This is a genomic window from Lentzea chajnantorensis, assembly GCF_054300775.1.
In genome coordinates, this window is the sequence record NZ_JBSDZT010000002.1 from 750,944 (window position 1) to 773,657 (window position 22,714).

At 71.1% G+C, this 22,714-nt stretch carries 24 protein-coding genes; 6 read left to right on the top strand and 18 right to left on the bottom strand.

Annotation, left to right across the window (positions count from 1 at the left end; genetic code table 11):
• Positions 1 to 138: 138 nt before the first annotated feature.
• On the top strand, positions 139 to 933 hold the full coding sequence (locus ACVDFE_RS04225; RefSeq protein ID WP_360385240.1) for a (2Fe-2S)-binding protein: 795 nt from the start codon (positions 139 to 141) through the stop codon (positions 931 to 933).
• Positions 934 to 991: 58 nt separating this feature from the next.
• On the opposite strand, the gene ACVDFE_RS04230 is transcribed toward ACVDFE_RS04225, so the two are convergent.
• The 5 genes from ACVDFE_RS04230 to lysS form a co-directional block, all read right to left on the bottom strand.
• Complete coding sequence (locus ACVDFE_RS04230) at positions 992 to 1,789, bottom strand: ABC transporter ATP-binding protein (protein WP_360385238.1); 798 nt, start codon at positions 1,787 to 1,789, stop codon at positions 992 to 994.
• Entirely contained in the window at positions 1,786 to 2,838 is a 1,053-nt protein-coding gene (locus tag ACVDFE_RS04235; RefSeq protein WP_458429631.1) for a FecCD family ABC transporter permease, read from the bottom strand. The genes ACVDFE_RS04230 and ACVDFE_RS04235 overlap by 4 nt, the downstream gene beginning before the upstream one ends.
• Positions 2,835 to 3,827, bottom strand: coding sequence for a FecCD family ABC transporter permease (locus tag ACVDFE_RS04240; protein WP_360385234.1), 993 nt, complete (start codon positions 3,825 to 3,827; stop codon positions 2,835 to 2,837). The genes ACVDFE_RS04235 and ACVDFE_RS04240 overlap by 4 nt, the downstream gene beginning before the upstream one ends.
• A gap of 333 nt (positions 3,828 to 4,160) precedes the next feature.
• Complete coding sequence (locus ACVDFE_RS04245; RefSeq protein ID WP_360385232.1) at positions 4,161 to 4,514, bottom strand: histone-like nucleoid-structuring protein Lsr2; 354 nt, start codon at positions 4,512 to 4,514, stop codon at positions 4,161 to 4,163.
• 112 nt (positions 4,515 to 4,626) lie between these two features.
• Positions 4,627 to 6,081 carry a lysine--tRNA ligase gene (gene lysS / locus ACVDFE_RS04250; RefSeq protein WP_360386605.1) on the bottom strand — a complete coding sequence of 485 codons (1,455 nt, stop codon included), beginning with the start codon at positions 6,079 to 6,081 and terminating at the stop codon, positions 4,627 to 4,629.
• Between the two features lie 432 nt (positions 6,082 to 6,513).
• On the opposite strand from lysS, the gene ACVDFE_RS04255 reads away from it, so the two are divergent.
• Entirely contained in the window at positions 6,514 to 7,266 is a 753-nt protein-coding gene (locus tag ACVDFE_RS04255; RefSeq protein ID WP_458429632.1) for a class I SAM-dependent methyltransferase, read from the top strand.
• On the opposite strand, the gene ACVDFE_RS04260 is transcribed toward ACVDFE_RS04255, so the two are convergent.
• The 5 genes from ACVDFE_RS04260 to ACVDFE_RS04280 form a co-directional block, all read right to left on the bottom strand.
• Positions 7,256 to 8,047: a type III pantothenate kinase gene (locus ACVDFE_RS04260; protein WP_360385228.1), complete on the bottom strand. Its 792-nt coding sequence runs from the start codon at positions 8,045 to 8,047 to the stop codon at positions 7,256 to 7,258. The two genes, ACVDFE_RS04255 and ACVDFE_RS04260, sit on opposite strands and share 11 nt — an antisense overlap.
• Positions 8,047 to 8,535: an aspartate 1-decarboxylase gene (gene panD, locus ACVDFE_RS04265; RefSeq protein WP_360386602.1), complete on the bottom strand. Its 489-nt coding sequence runs from the start codon at positions 8,533 to 8,535 to the stop codon at positions 8,047 to 8,049. The genes ACVDFE_RS04260 and panD overlap by 1 nt, the downstream gene beginning before the upstream one ends.
• Before the next feature lie 10 nt (positions 8,536 to 8,545).
• A complete protein-coding gene (panC, locus tag ACVDFE_RS04270) occupies positions 8,546 to 9,436 on the bottom strand; it encodes a pantoate--beta-alanine ligase (RefSeq protein ID WP_458429633.1) in 891 nt (296 codons plus the stop codon).
• 1 nt (position 9,437) lies between these two features.
• Entirely contained in the window at positions 9,438 to 10,328 is an 891-nt protein-coding gene (locus ACVDFE_RS04275; protein ID WP_360385224.1) for a Rossmann-like and DUF2520 domain-containing protein, read from the bottom strand.
• Positions 10,329 to 10,430: 102 nt separating this feature from the next.
• Positions 10,431 to 11,579, bottom strand: a complete 1,149-nt coding sequence (locus ACVDFE_RS04280; RefSeq protein WP_360385222.1) for a PrsW family intramembrane metalloprotease — start codon at positions 11,577 to 11,579, stop codon at positions 10,431 to 10,433.
• A 30-nt stretch (positions 11,580 to 11,609) separates the two neighbouring features.
• Between ACVDFE_RS04280 and ACVDFE_RS04285 the strand changes: the two genes are divergently transcribed.
• Genes ACVDFE_RS04285 through ACVDFE_RS04295 form a run of 3 tightly spaced genes read left to right on the top strand, consistent with a single transcriptional unit; the run spans position 11,610 to position 14,054 of the window.
• A complete protein-coding gene (locus tag ACVDFE_RS04285; protein WP_458429634.1) occupies positions 11,610 to 12,521 on the top strand; it encodes an SAM-dependent methyltransferase in 912 nt (303 codons plus the stop codon).
• A gap of 17 nt (positions 12,522 to 12,538) precedes the next feature.
• Positions 12,539 to 12,961 (top strand): DUF1203 domain-containing protein, encoded by a 423-nt coding sequence (locus ACVDFE_RS04290; protein ID WP_458429635.1) that lies wholly within the window; start codon positions 12,539 to 12,541, stop codon positions 12,959 to 12,961.
• 13 nt (positions 12,962 to 12,974) lie between these two features.
• Complete coding sequence (locus ACVDFE_RS04295; protein ID WP_458429636.1) at positions 12,975 to 14,054, top strand: NADH-quinone oxidoreductase subunit D; 1,080 nt, start codon at positions 12,975 to 12,977, stop codon at positions 14,052 to 14,054.
• 32 nt (positions 14,055 to 14,086) lie between these two features.
• Here the strand turns inward: ACVDFE_RS04295 and ACVDFE_RS04300 are convergent, their stop codons facing one another.
• The 8 genes from ACVDFE_RS04300 to ftsH are packed head-to-tail and all read right to left on the bottom strand — an operon-like array spanning position 14,087 to position 20,653.
• Entirely contained in the window at positions 14,087 to 15,067 is a 981-nt protein-coding gene (locus tag ACVDFE_RS04300; protein WP_458429637.1) for a hypothetical protein, read from the bottom strand.
• The gene (locus ACVDFE_RS04305) at positions 14,979 to 15,623 is read right to left on the bottom strand and encodes a DUF6779 domain-containing protein (RefSeq protein ID WP_458429638.1); all 645 of its coding nucleotides are present in this window, start codon (positions 15,621 to 15,623) and stop codon (positions 14,979 to 14,981) included. The genes ACVDFE_RS04300 and ACVDFE_RS04305 overlap by 89 nt, the downstream gene beginning before the upstream one ends.
• A gap of 50 nt (positions 15,624 to 15,673) precedes the next feature.
• Positions 15,674 to 16,126 carry a DUF3180 domain-containing protein gene (locus ACVDFE_RS04310; RefSeq protein WP_458429639.1) on the bottom strand — a complete coding sequence of 151 codons (453 nt, stop codon included), beginning with the start codon at positions 16,124 to 16,126 and terminating at the stop codon, positions 15,674 to 15,676.
• Entirely contained in the window at positions 16,123 to 16,620 is a 498-nt protein-coding gene (folK, locus tag ACVDFE_RS04315; protein WP_360385210.1) for a 2-amino-4-hydroxy-6-hydroxymethyldihydropteridine diphosphokinase, read from the bottom strand. The genes ACVDFE_RS04310 and folK overlap by 4 nt, the downstream gene beginning before the upstream one ends.
• Entirely contained in the window at positions 16,617 to 17,009 is a 393-nt protein-coding gene (gene folB / locus ACVDFE_RS04320) for a dihydroneopterin aldolase (protein WP_360385208.1), read from the bottom strand. The genes folK and folB overlap by 4 nt, the downstream gene beginning before the upstream one ends.
• Positions 17,002 to 17,787 carry a dihydropteroate synthase gene (gene folP / locus ACVDFE_RS04325; protein ID WP_458429640.1) on the bottom strand — a complete coding sequence of 262 codons (786 nt, stop codon included), beginning with the start codon at positions 17,785 to 17,787 and terminating at the stop codon, positions 17,002 to 17,004. The genes folB and folP overlap by 8 nt, the downstream gene beginning before the upstream one ends.
• A gap of 32 nt (positions 17,788 to 17,819) precedes the next feature.
• Positions 17,820 to 18,467, bottom strand: coding sequence for a GTP cyclohydrolase I FolE (folE, locus tag ACVDFE_RS04330; RefSeq protein WP_360385204.1), 648 nt, complete (start codon positions 18,465 to 18,467; stop codon positions 17,820 to 17,822).
• Positions 18,464 to 20,653: an ATP-dependent zinc metalloprotease FtsH gene (gene ftsH, locus ACVDFE_RS04335; protein ID WP_458429641.1), complete on the bottom strand. Its 2,190-nt coding sequence runs from the start codon at positions 20,651 to 20,653 to the stop codon at positions 18,464 to 18,466. The genes folE and ftsH overlap by 4 nt, the downstream gene beginning before the upstream one ends.
• A gap of 378 nt (positions 20,654 to 21,031) precedes the next feature.
• On the opposite strand from ftsH, the gene ACVDFE_RS04340 reads away from it, so the two are divergent.
• A complete protein-coding gene (locus ACVDFE_RS04340) occupies positions 21,032 to 22,678 on the top strand; it encodes a substrate-binding domain-containing protein (protein ID WP_360385200.1) in 1,647 nt (548 codons plus the stop codon).
• Positions 22,679 to 22,714: the final 36 nt, after the last annotated feature.

The following is a 22,714-nucleotide window of genomic DNA, read 5'->3' on the forward strand; positions in this document are numbered from 1 at the left end:
GATCGGGCGATGTCCGCTGAGCGCGAACAACCCCCCGTTGAGCGACGCTGCTGTGACCGGGCCCACCTCAGGGGGCGCGATCGGGTACCTTTTAGGTAAGGTTAGGCAAGCCTCATTCGCTGAGATTGGACTTGCGCGTTGACCGTACCTGCGAGGGTCTCACAGCAGAACCCGCGTGCGTTCACGCCACTGGCCGAATCCGTCGCCCGCCTGGACGTGGGAACCGAGATCCGCTTCGGAGTCCCCCCGTCGGACTGGACGATCTGCTCGGAGCTGGTGGCCGAGCCGTCGCGCTTCGACCTCTGGCGCAAGGACCTCGCCGAGTGGATGGTCGAGCAGCACGGCGAGTCGGACGACCGCGCGACCGCCGGCTACGTGATGGGCTGGTACCTGCACGTCCCCGCCTACCTCGCGAGCCTGCTCTTCCACACCGTCCGCCGCATTCCGTCCCTGAAGCCCGCGGACGTCGCGTTCCGGATCGCCCAGGAAGGCCGCCCGCACCCCGACGGCATCGCGCTGCTCTCCGACGAGTTCGCCTGCCTGCCCGACGACCCGGCCTCGAACCACCCGGCCGCGACCGTCGTGGCGAACGAGGCGGCGCTCGCCGCCCTGTTCCGCGCCCGCTACGCCGCGCACGCCGCGCAGTTCGTGACGTCGTTCGGCCAGGTGGTCCGCTTCGGCCGCCGCACCCTCTGGGCGGCGGCGACGGACATGCTGGAGTACGGCCCCTGGGCCGCGGGCCGGGTGTGCGGCGACGAGACCGCGGGCGTCACCGACGCGGCCCTGCTCCTGCCGGAGAAGCTCGACCCGTTCATCTCCGCGTCGACGCTGCACCTGACGGACGAGGGCTGGAAGCGCCGCCGCCGTTCCTGCTGCTTCCACTACGTGCTGCCGGACGCCGAGCCGTGCACGGCCTGCCCGCGCACGAGCTGAGCTGAGCGCCGCCCCCACCCGATGGGCGGCGCTACGGCCTGAGGCACCGCCGCAGGCGCTACGGCAGGCGGTGACGTGACCCGACCGGCACCACCAGCGGCGTTCCGGCCACCGGGTCCTCGACGACCCGCGCGTCCAGCCCGAACACCTCCAGCAGCATCTCCTCGGTCAGCACCTCCGCGGGCGTTCCCTGCGCCACGATCCGCCCACCGCGCATGGCAACGACGTGGTCCGCGTACCGCGCCGCCAGGTTGAGGTCGTGCAGCACCATCACGATGGTCCGCCCCATCGACGCGTGCAGCTCCTGCACGAGGTCGAGCACGTCGATCTGGTGCGCCAGGTCCAGGTACGTGGTGGGTTCGTCGAGCAGCAGCAGGTCCGTGCCCTGGGCGAGCGCCATCGAGATCCACGCCCGCTGCCGCTGGCCGCCGGACAGCTCGTCCACGGTGCGGTCGGCCAGGTCGGAGATGCCGGTCATCTCCAGGGCCGCGTCGACGGCGGCCGCGTCGTCCGAGGACCACTGCCGGTACCAGGACTGGTGCGGGTGCCGGCCGCGGGCGACCAGGTCCGCGACGGTCAGGCCCTCGGGGGCGGACGGCGCCTGGGGCAGCATGCCGAGCACCCGCGCCACCTCGCGCGTGGGCATCGAGTCGATCGCCTTGCCGTCGAGCAGCACCGCGCCGGACCGGGCGGGCAGCAACCGGCCGAGTGCGCGCAGCAGCGTGGACTTGCCGCAGCCGTTCGGGCCGATCACGGCCGTCACGGTGCCGCCGAGCACCGCCAGGTCCAACGAGTCGACGACCAGCCGTTCGCCGTAACCGACCGACAGCGACGTGGCCTCAAGACGCACACTCATACCCGCGCCTCCCGGCGGCTCCGAACCAGCAGGTACATCAGATAGGGGGCGCCGAGCACCGCCGTCACGACGCCGACGGGGAGCTCGGTGCGGTAGATCGTGCGGGCGACCAGGTCGGAGAGCATGACCAGGGCGCCGCCGATGACGACCGAGCCGAACAGCGGGGGCTGGGCGGTGCCGGCCAGGCGCAGGGCGATCTGGGGCGTGGCCAGCGCGACGAACGTGATCGGGCCCGCCGCGGCGGTGGCCACGGAGGCCAGGACGATCGCCACGACGATCAGGAACGAGCGGGCCAGGTTCACGCGGATGCCCAGGCCGCGGGTGGTCTCGTCGCCGAACTGGAGCGCGCCGAGGACGTGGCCGCCGACCAGGGCGACGGGGACCAGCACGGCCAGCGCCAGCGCCACCGGGACGACGTGCTCCCAGCCGCGGCCGTTCAGCGAGCCGGTGATCCACACCATCGCGCGGCCGGCGTCCTGGACGTCGCCGACGGTCAGCAGGTAGTGGGTGAAGTTGCCGGCCACGGCGGTGACGCCGATGCCGACGAGCACCATCCGGAAGCCCTCGATGCCCTTGCGCCACGCCAGCGCGTAGACGAGCAGGCCGGCGGTCAGGCCGCCGAGCAGGCCCGCCAGCGGCACGCCGATCGACGCGGCGCTGCCGGTCACCACGCCGAGCGAGCCGGCGAACGTGATCACCGAGACCGCGCCGGCACCCGCGCCCCAGGTGACGCCGAGGATGTCGGGTGAGGCCAGCGGGTTGCGCACGATCGCCTGGAAGATCGCGCCGGACAGGCCGAGCGCGGCGCCGACGAGCAGGCCGGTCAGCGCGCGGGGCATGCGCAGCTCGAAGACCACGAACTGGTCGCGGCGCGAGCCACCGCCCAGCAGGGTGTCCACGACCTGCGCGGCGGTCAGCGGGAAGTCGCCGATCATGATGTCGGCGACGAACAGGGCCGCGAGCACGACCAGGGCGCACGCCACCACCAGCAGCGGGCGGCGGCGGAGCTTGAACGAGGTGGCCCCGACCCTCAGCGCGGTGGCGGTCAAATCTTCACCAGCCTCTTGCGGCGCACCAGGAAGATGAAGAACGGGGCGCCGAGCAGCGCCAGCACCACACCGACCTCCACCTCGGACGGACGGGCGACGACGCGGCCGACGACGTCGGCCACGAGGACCAGGACCGCGCCGAGCACCGCCGAGAACGGCAGGATCCAGCGGTAGTCCGGCCCGGTGAACGCACGCGCGATGTGCGGCACGACGAGTCCCACGAACCCGATGGGCCCGCACGCGGCGACGGCGGCGCCCACCAGCAGCGTGATCGCGAGGATGCCCAGCGACCGGGTGCGGCTGACGTTCACGCCGAGCGACCGCGCCACGTCCTCACCGAGCGAGAGCGCGTTGAGCCCCGGCGCGTTGAACGCCGCCACGACCAGACCGGCCAGCAGGAACGGCAGCACCTGCGTCAGCACCGACAGGTCGCGGCCGGCGATCCCGCCGAGCTGCCAGAACCGGAACGCGTCGAGCGACTGCTGGTCGAGCAGCACGATCGCCGACACCAGACCGTTCATCAGCGCCGATACGGCGGCACCGGCCAACGCCAGCGTCACGGGCGATGGACCCGCACGCCCGGCCGAACCGAGCACGAACACCAGCACGCTCGCGACCATGGCACCGGCGAAGGCGAACCAGATGTAGCCGTACAGCGACGAGACGCCGAACAGGAAGATCGACAGCACCACGGCCAGCGCGGCGCCGTGCGTGACACCGAGGATGCCGGGGTCCGCCAGCGGGTTGCGCGTGTGGCCCTGCATCAACGCGCCGCCGACGCCCAGCGCGATCCCGACCGCGATGCCGATCAGGGTGCGCGGGACGCGGAGCTCGCGGACGATCACGTCGTCCTCGACGCCGGTCGGTGTGAACAGCCCGTGCCACACGGCGGAGAGCGGGATGTCCTTCGAGCCGACCGCGATGCTCACCAGCGCCACGGCGACCAGCACGACCAGCAGGAAGAGCAGGCCCGACGACCTACGACCCAAGGCCCACCCTCCTGTACTCCTCAAGGAGAGGTAAGCCTAACCGAACCGACCGGGCGGTCGGGCGCACAGTCCCGTTGCCCTCGTCACGCGGACGCGCGCCCCGCAGAACGCCCAGGCGAGAACAGCGGAACAACGGCCGTCGGACGATCGAGGAAGAATATTCCACGGAAACGTTCTCGGCTCATCCGAACGTGAACCGAGAAAGTCGTTTGGACAGCACCGGTTCCCGGACGGGTCACACCGGCGTCCCCCGGAAGTAGTTGAGTGGTCACTCAAATAGCACGAAGGGGTTCCGGGAATGCGCCCCGGAACCCCTTCGTGCTTTACCGAATTTCAGCCCTGCTGGTGGTAGGCGTCGAGCACCTCGGCCGGGATGCGACCCCGGTCCGACACCTTCATGCCCTGCTTGCGGGCCCACTCGCGAATGGCCTGGTTCTGCTCGCGGTCAGCCGATGCCGGACGCGCCTTCACGCTCGCCGGACGGCCGGGTCCAGTGCCGGTGCGCTTGCGACCACCCGCGCGGCGGGCACCCGCCACGTAGTCGGACAAGGCGTCCCGCAGTTTGCCCGCATTGCCCGAGGAAAGGTCGATCGTGTAGCTGACACCGTCCAGCCCGAACTCGACGGTCTCCTCCGCAGTGGAGCCGTCCAGGTCGTCGACGAGGGTCACCGTGACCTTCTGCGCCATGCGTATCCTCCTGGACCCCGAATGCGCGGTCACCCGCACGCCAACTAATGCCCTGCGGACGCAGGTTAGCGCACAGGTGCCGCATTGCACCTATCGACTCGCGAAAAGTTACTCATTCAGGGCGAACGAGCGGGAACAAGATGGTCTCTCGGATACCCAGCCCGGTCAGTGCCATCAGCAGCCGATCGATCCCCATTCCGACACCACCACTCGGTGGCATTCCGTACTCCAGTGATCGCAGAAAGTCTTCGTCGACCGGCATGGCCTCGTTGTCGCCGGCCGCGGCAAGGCGGGCCTGCGCTTCGAGGCGTTCCCGCTCGATCACCGGGTCCACCAGTTCGGAGTAACCGGTGCCGAGTTCGAATCCGCGGACGTAGAGGTCCCACTTTTCGGCGACACCCGGCTTGGTGCGGTGCTGCCTGGTCAGCGGCGACGTCTCCACCGGGTAGTCGCGCACGAACGTGGGCAGGTAGAGCGAGTCGCACACCAGGTGCTCCCACAGCTCCTCGACCAGCTTGCCGTGCCCGAACTTCGGGTTGACCTCCAGTTCGTGGCGGTCACAAAGCTTGCGGAGCACCTCGGCCGGCGTCTCGGGGGTGATTTCCTCACCGACGGCTTCGGACAACGACTCGTAGATGCTGATCGTCCGCCATTCGCCTGACAGGTCGTACTCCGTGCCGTCGGCGAGGGTGACAATCTGCGAGCCCGTCACGGCTTCCGCGGCTTCCTGGATCAGCTCGCGGGTCAGCACGGCGTTCGTGTCGTAGGTCGCGTACGCCTCGTAGTACTCCAGCATCGAGAACTCGGGCGAATGAGACGAGTCGACACCCTCGTTGCGGAAGTTGCGGTTGATCTCGAAGACCTTCTCGATCCCGCCGACCACGCAGCGCTTCAAGTACAGCTCCGGCGCGATGCGCAGGAACAGGTCGATGTCGAGCGCGTTCGAGTGCGTGATGAACGGACGCGCCGACGCACCGCCCTGCAGCGTCTGCAACATCGGCGTCTCGACTTCGAGGAAACCGCGCCGGTGGAACGACTCCCGCAAGGAACGGACGACGTTCGCGCGGGTCCGAACGGTGTCACGCGCGAGGGGCCGCAGGATCAGGTCGACGTAACGCTGGCGAATGCGGGTTTCCTCGCCGAGTTCCTTGTGCGCGACCGGGAGCGGGCGCAACGACTTCGACGTCAGCTGCCACGCGTCGGCCATCACGGAAAGCTCACCGCGGCGCGAGCTGATGACCTCGCCGTGCACGAAAACGTGGTCGCCGAGGTCCACGTCGCTCTTCCACTCGGAAAGCGCTTCTTCACCCACACCGGCGAGGCTCAGCATCGCCTGCAGTTCGGTGCCGTCACCTTCCCTCAGGGTGGCGAAGCACAGCTTTCCGGTGTTGCGCAGGAACATCACCCGGCCGGTCACACCGACGACCTGACCGGTCTGCGTGTCGGGCTCCAGTTCCGGGTGCGTCTCGCGAATCTCGCGCAACGTGTGCGTGCGCCCGACTTCGACCGGATACGGCTCCTTGCCGGAAGCGAGCAGCCGCGCACGCTTCTCCCGGCGCACGCGCATCTGCTCGGGCAGGTCTTCTTCGCTGGTCACGGGGTTTTGCTTCGGCTGCTCACTCACGCCGAGAAGGGTACGGAAGGGCGGGAGGTCAGGGCGAACCGGATACCCGTTGCACCAGCTCGCCACCGATCCCGAGATCGACGAGGAACCGACGCGCGAGCTCTGCCCCCACGGGGAATGCAACCGCAGAGGCCTCACCCCCACGTCTCTGCTCGCTGAGCCGCGCTTTCCGCATCCCGGAACCTGAGAAGTGCACGCGGGGAGCTTTCGTGCGCTCTGAGGGTACGTAGGGCCCCCGCGTGCCCGGAGAGGGGAACGCGGGACTCACGCGTGACCAGCGAGGAGCGCGAGAGGGCGGGCGTGCGGCGGGATGGCGTGACGCGGGGAACCCGACCGGACCATTTCGGGCACCGGGCCGGTCACTAAGTTGGACGGATGGATCTACACGCGAGGCGAGCTGACTCGTTCGGCGCGCAGGCGGAGGCCTACGCCGAACACCGGCCGGACTACCCCTTGGCGGCGATCCGGTGGGCTTTGGAGCCGCTGGCACAGGACAGGCGCCTGGACGTCCTGGACCTGGCCGCCGGCACCGGCAAGCTCACCGCGGGACTGGTCGCGGAGGGCCACTGCGTCACCGCGGTCGAGCCCAACGAGCAGATGCTGTCGGAACTCGTGCGCCGGGTGCACGACGTGCGCGCGTTGCCCGGCCATGCCGAGCACATCCCGGTGCCGGACCAGACGGTCGACGCGGTGCTGGTCGGGACCGCGTTCCACTGGTTCGACCACGCGAAGGCGATGCCGGAGATCGCCCGCGTGCTGCGGCCCGGCGGGGTGGTGGCGGCGATGTGGAACGAGCCGGACACGTCGGTCGAGTGGGTGGCGGAGTTCGAGCGGGTGTCGGCGAACAGCATCGAGATGAACCGGCAGGACCCCACGGGCCTCCTGGCCCACCCGTTGTTCGGCACGCCTGAGCGGCAGGTGTTCCAGCACGCGCAGCACCGGGACTCACCGGAGGCGCTCATCGCCACCGTGAACACCCATTCGCGGATGCTGGTCGTCAGCGCCGAGGAACGCGAAGCGGTCAACGAGAAGATGCTCGCGTTCCTGCGTTCGCGGCCGGAGACGTCGAACGGGCCGTTCGACGTCCCCATGCTCACGGACGTGACACGGATGGTCGTCAGCGGCTGACGAGGTTGCGCTCGAACACCAGGCGCAGCCCCAGCAGAGTCAGGTCGGGCACGTGGTGCGCGATCGTCGAGGACTCCGCCACGACCAGCGGGGCCAGGCCACCGGTCGCGATCACCGTGACCGGGCCGGGGTCGGTCTGCTGGAGCTCCTGGGTGATCAGCCGCACCAGGCCGTCGACCTGGCCGACGAACCCGTAGACGATGCCGGACTGCAGGCACTCCACGGTGTTCTTGCCGATGACGTTGCGCGGGCGGACCAGCTCCACCTTGCGGAGCTGGGCCGCGCGCGCGGCGAGGGCGTCGACGGAGATCTCGATACCGGGCGCCAGCGCGCCGCCCAGGAACTCGCCGCGCGAGGAGATCACGTCGAGGTTCGTGGACGTGCCGAAGTCGACCACGACGCACGAGGTCGCGTAGAGGTGGTGCGCGGCCAGCGTGTTGATCACGCGGTCGGAGCCCACCTCCTTCGGGTTGTCCACGAGCAGCGGCACGCCGGTCTTCACGCCCGGCTCCACCAGCACCTTCGGCACGGTGTCGTAGTAGCGGCCGAGCATCACCCGCAGCTCGCGCAGCACCGCGGGCACGGTGGACAGCGCGGAGATGCCGGTGATCTTGTCGGCGTACTCGCCGAGCAGGCCGCGCATGGTCAGCGCGAGCTCGTCGGCGGTCATGCGGGCGTCGGTGCGCATCCGCCAGTCGCGCACGAGCGGCGCGGAGTCGCCCACGCCGTCGTAGAGACCGAGCACGATGTTGGTGTTGCCGACGTCGATGGCGAGCAGCACTAGGAGATCTCCTGCTTCAGGTTCTCGGCCTGGATCAACGCGTCCAGCGCGGTCGCCTCAACGGTCTCAGATGACGGGGCGCTCGTGGAGCCGTTCACCAGTCCGGAGCCCTCGGGGGCGTGCGCCGGGTCGGTGCCGAGGTCCACGACCTTGTTGTCCGCGTCCACGAACACGACGCGCGGCTTGTAGGTGCGGGACTCGGCGTCGTCCATCTGCCCGTAGGCGATGAGGATGACGATGTCACCGGGGTGCACCAGGTGCGCGGCGGCACCGTTGATGCCCAGCACGCCCGTGCCGCGCTCACCGGGGATGACGTAGGTCTCCAGGCGCGCGCCGTTGGTGACGTCGACGATCGCGACCTGTTCGCCGGCGAGCAGGTCGGCGGCCTCCATCAGGTCCTCGTCGACCGTCACCGAACCCACGTAGTGCAGGTCGGCCTGCGTCACCGTGGCGCGGTGGATCTTGGACTTCAGCATCGTGCGGAACATGGCCATCCCCCTACTCGTCGCCTTCGCCGAGCAACACCGCGATGTTGTCGATCAGGCGGGTGGTGCCGACGCGGGCCGCCACGAGCAGCCGCGCGTCGCCGTTCTCCGGCGCGGGACCGAGGTCGGCCCCGCGCAGCTCCAGGTAGTCGAGCTCGACCTCCGGCACCTGCGCCAGCACGTCGTGCGCGGCCTTGAGCACGGCGTCCGCGCCCTGCGCCGACACGTGCGCGCCCGCGGTCAGCGCGGCCGACAGCGTCACGGCGTGCTGGCGCTGCTCGGGGCTCAGGTAGGCGTTGCGAGACGACAGGGCGAGACCGTCGTGCTCGCGCACCGTCGGCACGCCGACGACGTCGAGCGGGAAGTTCAGGTCGCGCGCCATCTTGTGGATCAGCTGGAGCTGCTGGTAGTCCTTCTGCCCGAACACCGCGTACGTGGGCTGCACGATGTTGAACAGCTTCCCGACGACCGTGAGCACGCCCGCGAAGTGACCGGGGCGGACCGCGCCCTCCAGCTCGTCGCCGAGCGGACCGGGGTGCACGGTGACCTGGGCACCTTCTGGGTACATGTCCTCGACGGACGGCGCGAAGACCAGCCCGACCCGCTCCGCGCGGCAGATGTCCACGTCGGACTCGAACTGCCGCGGGTACTTGTCGAGGTCCTCGTTCGCGCCGAACTGCAGCGGGTTCACGAAGATCGACACCACGACCACCGTGTTCTGCATGACCTGGGCCTCGCGGATCAGCTGCCGGTGCCCGGCGTGCAGGGCGCCCATGGTGGGCACCAGTGCCACGTTGCGTCCGGCGTTGCGCAGCGCGCGCACGACCCGGTTCAGCCGCGCGGGGTCGCGGTGCACCGTGACGTCGTCGGGGCGGAAGTCGTCCTTGGTCAGGGGCTTGGTCACGTCAGTCCTCGAGAGTGGTGCGAACGTCGTCGGCCGCGTCGGGCTTGAGCAGCCCGGAGCGTTCGGCCCGCTCGGCGGTGCGCCGGGCGAGCACGCGGTAGCTGGGCAGGGTGTCGGGTGCCTGCTCGGCCAGCACGGTGAGGTGCTTGCGCAAGGTACCTGTGTCGCCGCGGGCGACCGGACCGGTGAGGGCCCGGTCGCCGTGGCGCAGCGAGTTGTCGAGCGCGGCCGACAGCAACGGCCCGAGCAGGCGCTCGGCGTTGGCGACGCCCGCGTTGGTGAGCAGGTCCGCGGCGTCGCGGACCAGCGTGATCAGGTGGTTCGCGCCGTGGGCCAGCGCGGCGTGGTAGAGCGGGCGGACGGCCTCCGGCACGCGCACCGGTTCGGCGTCCATCTCCACGACCAGCGCCTCGCCGACGCTCCACGCCACCTCGTCGCCGTCCGCGGCGGTCACGCCGACGCACGCCGAGCTCATCCGCTGGAGGTCCTCCGACCGGCCGGTGAAGGTCATGACGGGGTGCAGCGCGAGCGTCAGCGCGCCCAGCTCGGCGGCGGGTTCGAGCACGGCCACGCCCTGCGCGCCGCTGGTGTGCACGACGATCTGCCCCGCGCGCAACGAGCCCGTGGCGACCAGTCCGCGCACCAAGCCCGCCAGCTCGTCGTCCGGGACGGCCAGCAGCACCAGGTCGGCGCGCTGAGCGACCTCGGTGGGGTCGGCGATGGCGACGCCGGGCAGCAGCTCCTCCGCGCGGGCGAGGGAGGCCCGGGAGACGGCGGCGGCGCCGACGACCACGTGACCGGTCCTGGCCAGCGCGGCGCCCAGCACCGAGCCGACCCGGCCGGCCGAGATGACGCCGACGGCGAGCCTGGCCGGACGAGGGGTCGCGTCCATGCGACTAACTCCTTCTGACGTTCCAGTCCCGGTTCGGGTACCAGACGACGCCGCCGAGGGTAATCCCGCACGTCCCGGCGCGTGGCCGGGCGGTGACCGGACTCACCCGCGGGCGGCGGACCTGGCCGCGTGCAGCGTGTCGAGCAGCACGCCGTGCCGGCTCTCGGCGCTCTGTCCGGCGGTGCCCTGCTCGATGCGGTGCCGCAGGAACGCCAGCTCCGTGACGGCCACCTGGTAATTCCGCACGGACCTGGCCGCGGCGTCACCGGACTTGCGCTTGACCGCCCGCAGCCAGTTCCTGCGGCCGTTGAGGCTCGCCAGCAACGCGACCTCGCTGTTCGCGATCCACCGGTTCTGCGCCATCGCCGCGAGCTGGCCCGCCACGATCCGCTGCTCCCGGCGGCGCTGCCACACGACGATCGCGACCGCGCCCGCGAACAGCGGCACCATGACCAGGAAGTACAGGTTGATGAACGCCGACCCGGTCTCGACCTTGGTCATCGCGTTCCAGCCCGCGTGCAGGCCGACCGCGGCCAGGTACCCGGCGATCGGCGCGACGACGCGGGTCGCGGCCCTGCTGGAGCTCGCCGCGATGCCGACGCCGATGCCGGTCATCGACGTGAACAGCGGGTGCGCGAACGGCGAGAGCACGCCGCGCAGCAGGAACAGCGCGACCACACCGCCCTCCAGGTCGCCGAAGCCCTGCTGGGCGAAGATCCGGCCGAAGTACCAGATGTTCTCGGTGAACGCGAAGCCCGCCGCGGTGATGCCCGCGTAGACCATGCCGTCGACGACGCCGTCGAACTCGTGCCTGCGCCGCAGGTAGACGGCGATCAGGAAGGCCGCCTTGGTCGCCTCCTCCACCACCGGCGCGCCGATGAGCAGCGTGAAGTCGCCGCCACCGCCGTGGGTGAGGATGTCGCCGACCACGCGCGAGGTCTGGTTGAACACCAGCGAGCTGATCGTCGCGCCGCACGCGCCCCAGAAGAACGCGAAGAGCAGCATCTTCGCCGGTTCCGGCTCCCACCGGTCGATCCACAGGAACGCGCTGACCACGAACGCGACCGGGATCAGCGCGGCGGCGGCACCGACGAGGATCGGCTCCAGCCCGATGCTCGTCGACCCGAGCGCGAACAGCACGAGACCCGCCGCGGCCAGGGCGATCAGCCCGACGACGGGGAACAGGACGGTCCAGCGGCGCTGTTCGATGCGCTTGCGGCCCGGCGTCGGCGAGAGGTCGGCGTCGTTCACGAGAAATGACCTTAGATGCACACTTGTCCGGTGTTCGATCCGGAAGCCGCTTGGCACGCCGCGCTGTACGGCCCCGATGGCTTCTTCACCCGCGGTGAGAAGCCGTCCGCGCACTTCCGCACGTCTGTGCTGGTCGGGCCGGAGCTGGCGGAGGCGCTGCTGGTGCTGCTCGCACGCGTGGACGCGGCGCTCGGATTTCCCCCGGTCGTGGACTTCGTGGACGTCGGCGCGGGCGGCGGCGAGCTCGCGTTCGCCGTCCGGCGGCTGGCGGCCGGGTCGCTGGCCGCGCGGCTGCGGGTGACGGCGGTCGAGCTCGGTCCGCCGGTGGAGCTGCCGGGGGTGCGGTGGACGGCGGAGGTGCCGTCGTGCACCGGGTTGCTGGTCGGGCACGAGTGGCTGGACGCGATCCCGTGCCCCGTGGTGACCGGGCCGAGCGACGACCCGTGGATCGCGCGGTGGTGGCCGTTGGCCGACGGTGAGCAGGCGGAGGTCGGGGCGCCCCGCGACGCCGCCTGGGCCGCGGCGGTCTCGCGGGTGCGCGGTGCGGCGCTGGCGGTCGACTACGGGCACCTGGTGTCGTCCCGCCGGTTCACGCTGACGGGTTACCGCGCCGGCCGGCAGGTGCCACCGGTGTTCGACGGTTCCTGCGACATCACCGCGCACGTGGCGCTCGACGCGTGCGCGGAGGCGGCCGGCGGTGACCGGGTGCTGGTGTCGCAACGGGACGCGCTCACCGCGCTGGGGCTGACCGGTGAGGTCACCGGGTCGGGCTGGGAGTGGCTGGAGTCGGCGGCGCGGGCGGGCCGGATCGCGGAGCTGCGCGACCCGGCGGGGCTGGGCGCGTTCGGGTGGCTGCTGCACGGCCGCGGTGTCGCGGTGGCGGACCTGCTGCCGGAACTGCCGCCCTGGCGTCCGATACCCGCCAGCACCGCCGACGTCTGACGACGATCGTTGCGGGAATGCGAATCCACACCGTCGCCCCAGCAGCTGCCCTGTCCGACCCCGGCCGCGAGTACCGCGCCTCCGAACCCGGCGTTCCGCTGCGGTGCTGCCTGCGCAAGTCGGCGCTGGACGAGCCGGTCTGGCTGTTCCGCTACTCCCCCGCCGCGGGCAAGGGCCCGTACGAGGAGGTCGGGCCGGTCTTCACGCACGTCGACTGCCCCGGCGGCGCTGCGCCGGACCGGCTGCCCGCCGGGTTGCTGAACAACTCCCGGGTGCTGCGGGCGTACAACGCGGCCGGGCAGATCGAGGACGGCGTCCTGGTCGAGCCGGGCGGGTTCGACAGCGCGGTGGAGGGGTTGCTGAACACCCCCGAGGTCGAGGCGGTGCAGGTGCGCAGCCTGTCGCACGGGTGCTTCCTCTTCGCGGTCACGCGGTCGTGAAACCATTGCCGGTGTGAGCGAGCAGATCACCGTCGGCGTCGGCGCGGGCGCGCAGTACCTGGGCGTGGACCGCGTGATCGACCTGGGCCCACTGCACCCGTCCGCCCACGGCGCCTACCGGTTGCGGCTCACGGTCACGCCGGACCTGGTGATCACCGCCGCGACCCCGCTCGTCGGCCACCTGCACCGCGGCGCCGAGAAGCTGTTCGAGGTCCGCGACTACCGCCAGGTCCTCACGCTCGCGAACCGGCACGACTGGCTGTCGGCGTTCTGCAACGAGCTCGCGGTCGCGCTGGCCGTGGAGCGGATGACCGGAATGGACGTCCCCGCACGAGCCCAATGGCTGCGCGTGTTGTTGTGCGAGCTCAACAGGCTGATGGCGCACATGGTGTTCCTGACGCCGATGTGCCCGGCTGCTGCCGCGTACCGCGAGGGCGTGCAGGCGTTGATGGAGGAGGCGTCGGGCGGGCGCATCCACTTCATGTTCAACCGGATCGGCGGCCTGCGCGAGGACGTGCCGGCCGGCTGGACCGGCAGGGTGGCCGACTTCCTGTCCACAGTGGAGAACCTGGAGGTCGACCTCTCCGCGCTGGAGGGACTCGGCGTCCTGCCGCTCGCCGACGCGCTGCAGTACGGCGTGACCGGGCCGATCGGCCGGGCCAGCGGGGTCGACCTCGACCTGCGCCGCGACGACCCGCTGCCCGCGTACCGCTCGCTGGCGGTCACGCCGGTGGTGCGCACCGAGGGCGACGCCGCGGCGCGCGTGCGGTGCCTGCTCGACGAGGTGCGGCTCTCCCTGCGGCTGGCGCGGTCCTGCCTGGACGCCCTGCCCGCCGGGCCGGTGAACCTGCGGCTGCCCAAGGCGATCAAGGCACCGGAGGGTTCGGTCTACACCCGCGTCGAGGCGCCGCTGGGCACGTCCGGTGTGCACCTGTCGTCCCGCGGCGAGAAGACACCGTGGCGGCTCAAGCTGCGCACGCCGTCGTTCAACAACGTCCAGGCGCTGTCCGCGCTGCTGCCGGGCACGTCGGTCGACGACCTGCCGGCCGTGCTGAGCTCGTTCGCCGTGATCGTCGGGGACATCGACAAGTAGACGGCCCTGGCACGGCGGTTCCGGCGACCTGCCTAGTCGTCGCGGCGACGGCGGCGGCGCGGGGCGTCCCCGCCGCCGAGTGACGCCAGCAGTTCGCTGACCGACTTGCCGTCGGCGTGCGCTCCCGACGGGTCCTCCTGCGCGGCCCTGCGGCCACCGGAGACCGCGGGCAGGCTGGCCGACGACTCCTCGGACGCGGCACGACGGCCCGTGGCCACCGCGGGCAACCTCGCGGACGACTCCTCGGCGGCACGACGACCCGTCGGCGCCGGCGTGCGGGTGGCCGGCTCCTCCGGTCCGCGCCGGGTCACCGGCGGCAACGACACGAACGAGTCCTCGGAGGCCGTGCGGCGGCTGGACTGACCACGTGCCGGTGGGAGCGACGCGGAGGACTCCTCGGAAGCAGAGGCGGAGGCGGAAGCGGACGCCGCTCGGCGCTTGCCGCTCGGCGGCTCGTCCGGCTGCAGCGTCTCCCACGAGCCGCTGTCCTGCTCGGGTGCGTGTTCGTCGGCGCGGCGGCGGCCGGTCAGCGACTTCGGGTCGACGATCTCGGTGCGCTCGGCGACCCGCGACCGCGGTGCCTCCGGGGTGCGCGGCTCCGCGGCGGGGGTCTTCTTCACCGGCGGCTTCTCCGGGCGCTGCAACGCTTCCGTGCGCTGCGCCTGCGCCTGCGCCTGGGCCGGCTGCGGCTGGGGGCGCGGCACCCGTTCGGTGCGCTGGACCGGCTGCGCGGTCGGCTTGGGGGGCTGCTGCTGGGCGCCGAGCCGGGCCGACACCGCGGCGGCGGCGCTGCCGGGGCGTTGCGGGGCCGAGCGGGCGGCTTCCTGCTTCACGGCCTTGGCCGGCTCGCGGCGGGCGGCGGCCGGCTGCGGGCGCGGCGAGGTGCGGGTGGGCTCCGGCCTGGCCGGTTCCGGGCGGGCGGGTTCACGGCGCGGCGGCTGCACCTTGGCGTCGTGCGCCACGCGTTCGATCAGCTCGGTGCGCTCCGACGGCTTCTCCGCCGACGCGGTCACCGCGGGCTTGGCGGCGTTGATCGCGTTGATGATCCGCTTCTCCGAACCGGAAGCTCAGCCGGGAACCGTCACCGGCCAGCGCGCGCAGGCGGGTCGACTCCGCGCGCAACGCCACGCGCTCGACCAGGACGTCACCACCGCCCAGCAGACCTTCGAGGTTCTCCCGCAACGCCCTGAGGTCCGCGCGCAGCGCCTCGATGTCGGCGCGCGACTCCTCCTCGATCCGCTTGCGGGTCTCGGCCTCGATCTCCAGCTCGTACTCGCGGCGGGCGGCCACCTCGCGTTCGAGCTCCAGCTCGTACACGCTCTGGAGGTCGGCCACCTCGTCGTCGCGCTCGCTGACCTGCTTGCGGTACTTGGCCGCGAGGAACGCACCGACCAGTGCGGCCCACAGCGCGGCCACCACGGCGAGGCGCAGCATCCGGGCGCTGTCGCTCAGGACGAGCACCGCCGCGGCCACGAGGGCGAGCGCCAGCGCTGCGACCAACAGCAACCGCCCGGAGCCACGACCGTGATCTTCTTGCTCGTCGTCGATCGACGCGCCGCGTCCGGTCATGCGCACTACGGTACCGCCTAGTTATCCGACTGAGACCTGCGCACCGGTGTCTAATCGTTCCCGGAACTCTCCGTCGGCGTCTTGCAGCAGTGCTCCAGCCACAGCGCCGCAGCGGTCAGAGCGGCCGCGCTGACCATCCCGACAACCGCCGCGAACAGGTCATTCCCGGCAGCGGCGAACGAGTCCTGGACGGGGATCACGTAGATCAGCAAGGCGGTCCAGACGCCGAACATCAACGCGCCGAGGACCGAGGACGCCTTCGCCAGCGCGACCGCGCGGGCGGCGGTGAGCGGCTGGACCGGGCGCGCGCCCTGGCGGCGTTCGATCCGGGCCCGCAGCGAGAACGCGAACCACACCTCGACAGCGGCGAGCGCGAGCAACGTCGACCCGGCCGCGCGCGGCAGCGGCGGCAGGGTGTCGTAGGCGAGTCGCAGGAACAGGTGCGCCAGCAGACCGGCGATGACCACGACGGTCGCCAGGTCGCGGGGACGGGTGAACCTCACGCGTCCATCCAACCGGAAGTCAGCACCAGGTCGTCGCGGCGGCGCACGCCCTCGGTCGAGAACTCCAGCGCCGCAACGGGTCCGTGCCCCGGCAGCACCGCGCCGGGTTCGACGTCGAGCCACGGCACGAGGACCGTGGCGCGTTCGAACGCCCCGGGGTGCGGCAGGAGGAGGTCCGGGTGGCCGGAGGTCACGCCGTCCACCGTGACCACGTCCACGTCGAGCGTGCGCGGTCCCCAGCGCTGCTCCCGCACGCGCCCCGCGGCGTTCTCCAGCGCCTGGCCGCGGCGCAGCCAGCCCCACTCGTCGACGTCGTCCGCCTCGACGACCACGACGGCGTTGAGGAAGTCCGGCTGGTCCTCCACGCCCCACGCGGCCGTCTCGTACACCGGCGACACCGCGACGACGTGCTCGCGCAGGCCGTCCACCACCGACCTGAGGAACGCGAACCGGTCGCCCAGGTTCGAGCCGATCGACAGGACCGCGCGGGTCATTGCGCGTCTTTCTTGAGCGGCGCGGCGAGCCGGCGTGACCTGCGGATCGTCACCGACACGTCGTCGAAGGTCAGCGGGATCGGCGCGGACGGCTTGTGCACCGTCACCTCGACCGCGTGCAGCCGGGTGTCGGTCATCGCGGCGTCGGCGATCTTGCCGGCGACCGTCTCGATGAGGTCGTGCGGCTCGCCGCCGACGATCGCCGCGGCCATCTCGGCGAGCTCGCCGTAGTGGTAGGTCTCCTTGAGGTCGTCGGTCCTCGACGCCGTGCTGAGGTCGAGCCACAGCGTGATGTCGACGACGAACTCCTGGCCCTCGCGCTTCTCGTGCTCGAAGACGCCGTGGTTGCCGCGGACCCGCAGGCCCGTCAACGCGATCCGGTCAGCCATGTCCCCGCCTCCACGCTCCGGCGACGGCGACCGCGTCCAGCGTCCGGTCGACGTCGTGCACCCGCACTCCCCACGCCCCGTTGAACGCGGCCAGCGCGGACACCGCCGCGGTCGCGTCCTCCCTGCCGTCCGGCGGGCGGTTGTCCAGCAACGTGCCGAGGAACCGCTTGCGCGACGCGCCCACCAGCACCGGGAACCCCAGGTCCACCAGCTCGTCGAGGCGGTGCAGCAGCTCCCAGTTGTGGTCGCCGAGCTTCGCGAACCCGAGACCGGGGTCGAGCACGATCGACGACTCGGCGACACCCGCCGCCAACGCCGCCTCCACGCGCTCAAGCAGTTCCGAGCGCACGTCGGTGACCACGTCGTCGTAGCGCGCCAACGAGTCCATCTCCGTGCTGTGCCCACGCCAGTGCATCAGCACGTACGGCACTCCAGCGGCGGCGACGACCTCGACCATCTCCGGGTCGGCGAGGCCGCCGGAGACGTCGTTGACGATCGAGGCGCCCGCCTCCAGCGCCGCCGAGGCGACGGAGGCCCACATCGTGTCCACGCTGACCGGCACGCCCTCCGCGACGAGCGACCGGATCACCGGCACCACGCGGGCGATCTCCTCAGCCGGCTCGACGCGCGCGGCGCCCGGCCGGGTCGACTCGCCGCCGACGTCGACGAGGTCGGCGCCGCGCTGGTGCAGCGCGACCCCGTGCTTCACCGCGTCCGAGCGGTCGAGGTAGCGGCCGCCGTCGGAGAACGAGTCGGGCGTGACGTTGAGGACGCCCATCACGACACATCGGTCCGGGCGGGGCAGACCGCTCACCGCAACCGGCCCCTGATCAGCTCGATCGCCTCCGCACGGGTCGAGGCGGACGTGCGCAGCAGCCCGCGCACCGCCGACGTCGTCGTGCGCGAGCCGGGCTTGCGCACGCCGCGCATGCCCATGCACAGGTGCTCGGCCTCGACGACCACGATCACGCCGCGCGGTTCGAGCTTGCGCACCAACGCGTCCGCGACCTGCGAGGTCAGCCGCTCCTGGACCTGCGGGCGCTTCGAGTAGAGGTCGACGAGCCGGGCGAGCTTCGACAGCCCGGTCACGCGGCCGTGCTCGTTCGGGATGTACCCGACGTGCGCGACGCCGTGGAACGGCAGCAGGTGGTGCTCGCAGAAGCTGAACATCGGGATGTCCGTGACGAGGACGAGCTCCTCGTGGCTCTCGTCGAACGTCTTCGCGAGCACGCTGTCCGCGTCGGTGTAGAGCCCGGCGAACAACTCCCGGTAGGCACGCGCCACCCGAGCGGGGGTCTCGCGGAGGCCTTCGCGCTCCGGGTCCTCACCGCACGCGATCAGCAGCTCACGCACCGCGGCCTCGGCACGGGCCTGGTCGAAGGCCCGCCGCGCGGAGACGCCGGCCTCCCCGTCGTGGGTGAGGCCGGCGTCTGCGTCGAGCCGGTGGTGCTCGGTCACTGCTGCTCGTCCTGGTCTGGCTGCGGCTTGCGCGGCTCCCAGACGTTGTGCGGCTGACCGGGGACGGTCGCCGGTGTCCACCCGGGCGGGGCGCCGTAGTGCGGCGGGCCCGACCCGGCCGGCTGACCCGGCTGGTGCACACCGTTCGCACCGTTGGCACCGTTCGGCGAGGGCAGTTCCTCGGTCGGCGCCGCAGCGGCGGGCTCCTCCTGCTGCAGCTCCTCCTCGATGACGTCCTCGACGACCGGCGGCCACGGCTCGCCGCGTTCCTTGGCGAGCTCGCCGGGGGTCTTGACCGGCGGGATGTCGGACGGCGTGCGGTCACCGAAGTCGTTGAACTGGGTGATGCGCGGCCGCTTCTCGACGCGGGCGAAGATCCGCTCCAGGTCCTTCTGGTGCAGGGTCTCCTTGTCGATCAGTTCGAGCGTGAGGTCGTCGAGGACGTCGCGGTAGGTGTTGAGCACCTCGTACGCCTCGGTGTGCGCGGCCTCGATGAGCTTGCGCACCTCCTCGTCGATCTCGTGCGCGACCTCCAGCGAGTAGTCCGCCTGGCGGCCGGCCGAGCGCCCGAGGAACGGCTCGCCCTGCTCCTGCCCGTACTTCACGGCGCCGAGCTTCGCGCTCATGCCGTACTCGGTGACCATCGCGCGGGCGATCTTCGTCGCCTGCTCGATGTCGTTGGACGCACCCGTCGTGGGCTCGTGGAAGACGAGCTCCTCCGCGGAGCGGCCACCCAGCGCGAACACCAGCCGCGCGATCATCTCGGACCTGGTCATCAGGTCCTTGTCCTCTTCCGGCACCGAGAGGGTGTGACCACCCGTGCGGCCGCGGGCGAGGATCGTGACCTTGTAGACCGGGTCGATGTCCGGCATGGCCCACGCGGCCAAGGCGTGCCCGGCCTCGTGGTACGCGGTGATCTTCTTCTCCTTCTCGGAGATGATCCGGCTCTTGCGGGCCGGACCGCCGATCACGCGGTCGACGGACTCCTCCAGCGCGGCACCGGTGATGGTGGTGCCGTTCTGGCGCGCGGTGAGCAGTGCCGCCTCGTTGATCACGTTCGCCAGGTCGGCGCCGGAGAACCCGACGGTGCGCTTCGCGAGCCCGTCGAGGTCGGCGTCGTCGGCGAGCGGCTTGCCCTTGGAGTGGACCCGCAGGATCTGCTTGCGGCCCTTCAGGTCCGGCGCGGAGACCGGGATCTGGCGGTCGAAGCGACCGGGGCGCAGCAGGGCGGGGTCGAGGATGTCGGGGCGGTTCGTCGCCGCGATCAGGATGATCCCGCCGCGCGAGTCGAAGCCGTCCATCTCGACGAGCAGCTGGTTCAGGGTCTGCTCGCGCTCGTCGTGCCCGCCGCCGAGACCGGCACCGCGGTGGCGGCCCACCGCGTCGATCTCGTCGACGAAGATGATGCACGGCGCGTTCTGCTTGGCCTGCTCGAACAGGTCGCGCACACGCGAGGCACCGACACCGACGAACATCTCGACGAAGTCCGAACCGGAGATCGAGTAGAACGGGACGCCCGCCTCACCGGCGACGGCTCGTGCGAGCAGCGTCTTGCCGGTTCCCGGCGGGCCGTAGAGCAGCACGCCCTTGGGGATCTTGGCGCCCAGCGCCTGGTAGCGGCCGGGGTTCTGGAGGAAGTCCTTGATCTCCTCGAGCTCCTCGACGGCCTCCTGGGCGCCGGCGACGTCCGCGAACGTCGTCTTCGGCATGTCCTTGGAGAGCTGCTTGGCCTTGGACTTGCCGAAGTTCAGGACGCGGTTCCCGCCGCCCTGGGCGTTGTTCATCATCCACATCAGGAGGAGCAGCAGCAGACCCAGTGGCACCAGGTAGATCAAGATCTGCATCAGGATGGACTCCTGGCTGACCTTGGTCTCCACCACGGGCTTGTTGCCGGCCTGGTCGAGGATGGTGAAGATCTCGTCCGTCGAGCTCGCCGGGAACTGCGTGATCAGGCGGTTGCTGTTCTCGAACGTCGAGCCGTCCTTGAGGGTCAGCCGGAGACGCTGCTCCTTGTCCTCGATCGTGGCTTCCTTGACGTTGCCCTCACGCACCTGTTGCAGTGCCTGAGACGTCTTGACCTGGTGGTAGCCCCGTGAGTCGTCGAAGAGCACGGTGAAGACGAAGTAGAGCAGCAACACCGCAGCGATCCACAGCAGCGGGTTGCGAAGCAGGCGCTTGCGGTCCATGCACTTACGGCCGGCGGGCGGCCTCGACCCTCCCTGACTTGCGCGTCGGGCAGTGGAAGACCCACATACCGCGTCCGACCAGCCTACCGCCCGCTGGTCGGGTACTGGACAACCAACGGTCTTGCCCGCCGCTGGGTTCCCGCGCGTGACCGCTGCCACGCATGTTCACGCTGTTTGGTTCACCCGGAACAAGTGCGGCCGACCAGACGAGTGACGCAGGTCACGCCATCTCATTACGTTTAGGGGTCACATGTCATCCTCATGCATCCCCCGAGTGTTCCCCCGCCACTCGAAAGAGTGAACACGTGACCGAAGGTAAGTAACCGTATGTCAGCTCGCCATACGTCCCCCGGGTTGTTCCGGAGGGTCGCCCTCCCCGTGGGCGCCCTGCTCGGTGTGATCGCGGCGGCCGGCGTCACGGTCGTGGCACTGCGCGTGACCAGCGGCCCCGACTGCGCGGGCGCCCTGCCGCTCAAGATCGCCGTCACGCCCGCGGCCCTCGACGTGGTGAACGCGGCCGCACAGGACTACCAGCGGTCCCAGCCGGTCGTGAACGGCCGGTGCGTGCAGGTCCAGGTCGAGTCGCGCAACGCGGCCGACGTGGCGCACGAGCTGCCGACCGCGCAGATCAACCCGCACTCCCTGTGGATTCCCGACTCCTCGATGTGGGCGGCCGAGGCCCAGCGCCAGTCGGCCGAGACCGGTCCCGAGGCCCCGAAGCTGGACATCAAGCCCTCGCTGGCGTCCTCTCCGCTGGTGGTGGCCGGTTCGGAGACGACGATGGGCAAGATCGGCTACCCGATCTCCCCGGTCTCCTGGACCAAGGTGATCGACCCGAAGGTCACCGTCTCGATGAGCGACCCCACGATGACGTCGGAGGGCCTCGCGACCCTCTTCGTCATCCGCACCCTGCTCGGCAACGCCGACGGCACGCCGAAGCCGGAGCTGGTCAGCACCCTGCTGAGGGTGGGCCGCACCGCCATCCCGTCGGTGCGCGACGCGTTCGGCAAGGTCACCACCGACGCCGAGAAGGCACCTCTGTTCGCCGCGACCGAGCAGTCGGTCGTCGCGAACAACCGCACCGTGAAGAAGAACGCCGTCCTGGGCGCACCGCCCCGGGAGGGCACGCTGTCGTTCGACTACCCGCTGGTGCGCGTGTCGCGGCAGAACGAGCAGGACGGCACCGGCGAGGCCGCCGCCGAGTTCGAGCGGGTGCTGCGCTCCGCGGAGACGGTCAAGCGCTTCGGCGAGGCCGGCTTCCGCACCACCTCCGGTGCCGCGCCTGCGAAGTGGTCGACGCAGGTCGAGGGCGTTCAGGCCGGTGACGTGAAGCTGATCGAGACGCCGGGCGCCGACCAGGTCTCCGAGCTGCTGCGCACGTGGGGCGCCATCAGCCTCGACATGCGCATGCTGACCGTGGTCGACGTGTCCGGCTCGATGATCGAGAAGGGTCCCAACGGCAAGACCCGCGTGGAGGCGGCGACCGAGGCGTCGATGACGGCGCTGTCGATGCTGCCCGACACCACGCAGATCGGCCTGTGGGCGTTCTCGACGGACAAGAAGCCGCCGCAGGACTGGATCGAGCTGGTCCCCGTCGGCCCGCTCGGCGAACCGCTGCAGGGCGTCGCCCGCCGCAAGCGCCTGGAGGCCGGGGCCTCGCAGCTGAACGGCCTGGTCGGCGGCGGCACGGCGTTGAACGACACCACCCTCGCCGCGTTCCGCCACGTGCTGGCGGGCTACGACCCGTCGAAGGTCAACTCCGTGGTCCTGATGACCGACGGCCGCAACGACGACATCTCGTCCATCAGCACGGCCTCGCTCATCGAGACCCTGAAGCGCGAGTCGGACCCCGCGCGCCCGGTGCCGATCATCATGGTCGGGCTCGGCCAGGAGGCCGACATGGACGCGCTGCGGGCCATCGCGGCCGCGACCGGCGGCAAGGCGTACCAGGCACCCAACCCCGAGGACATCCGCGGCGTGCTGCTGGACGCCGTCTCCCAGCGCCGCTGCCGCCCGAACTGCTGATCGGCTGATCGCACGCGGGGAGCTTTCGTACTCTTC

Coding starts and splice junctions, on each gene's coding strand:
- ACVDFE_RS04230 (WP_360385238.1), bottom strand. CDS start 1,789: ATGAGTGTGCGTCTTGAGGCCACGTCGCTGTCGGTCGGTTACGGCGAA.
- ACVDFE_RS04245 (WP_360385232.1), bottom strand. CDS start 4,514: ATGGCGCAGAAGGTCACGGTGACCCTCGTCGACGACCTGGACGGCTCC.
- lysS (WP_360386605.1), bottom strand. CDS start 6,081: ATGCGCGTGCGCCGGGAGAAGCGTGCGCGGCTGCTCGCTTCCGGCAAG.
- ACVDFE_RS04255 (WP_458429632.1), top strand. CDS start 6,514: ATGGATCTACACGCGAGGCGAGCTGACTCGTTCGGCGCGCAGGCGGAG.
- panD (WP_360386602.1), bottom strand. CDS start 8,535: ATGTTCCGCACGATGCTGAAGTCCAAGATCCACCGCGCCACGGTGACG.
- ACVDFE_RS04275 (WP_360385224.1), bottom strand. CDS start 10,328: ATGGACGCGACCCCTCGTCCGGCCAGGCTCGCCGTCGGCGTCATCTCG.
- ACVDFE_RS04290 (WP_458429635.1), top strand. CDS start 12,539: ATGCGAATCCACACCGTCGCCCCAGCAGCTGCCCTGTCCGACCCCGGC.
- ACVDFE_RS04305 (WP_458429638.1), bottom strand. CDS start 15,623: ATGACCGGACGCGGCGCGTCGATCGACGACGAGCAAGAAGATCACGGT.
- folK (WP_360385210.1), bottom strand. CDS start 16,620: ATGACCCGCGCGGTCCTGTCGATCGGCTCGAACCTGGGCGACCGGTTC.
- folB (WP_360385208.1), bottom strand. CDS start 17,009: ATGGCTGACCGGATCGCGTTGACGGGCCTGCGGGTCCGCGGCAACCAC.
- folP (WP_458429640.1), bottom strand. CDS start 17,787: ATGGGCGTCCTCAACGTCACGCCCGACTCGTTCTCCGACGGCGGCCGC.
- ftsH (WP_458429641.1), bottom strand. CDS start 20,653: ATGGACCGCAAGCGCCTGCTTCGCAACCCGCTGCTGTGGATCGCTGCG.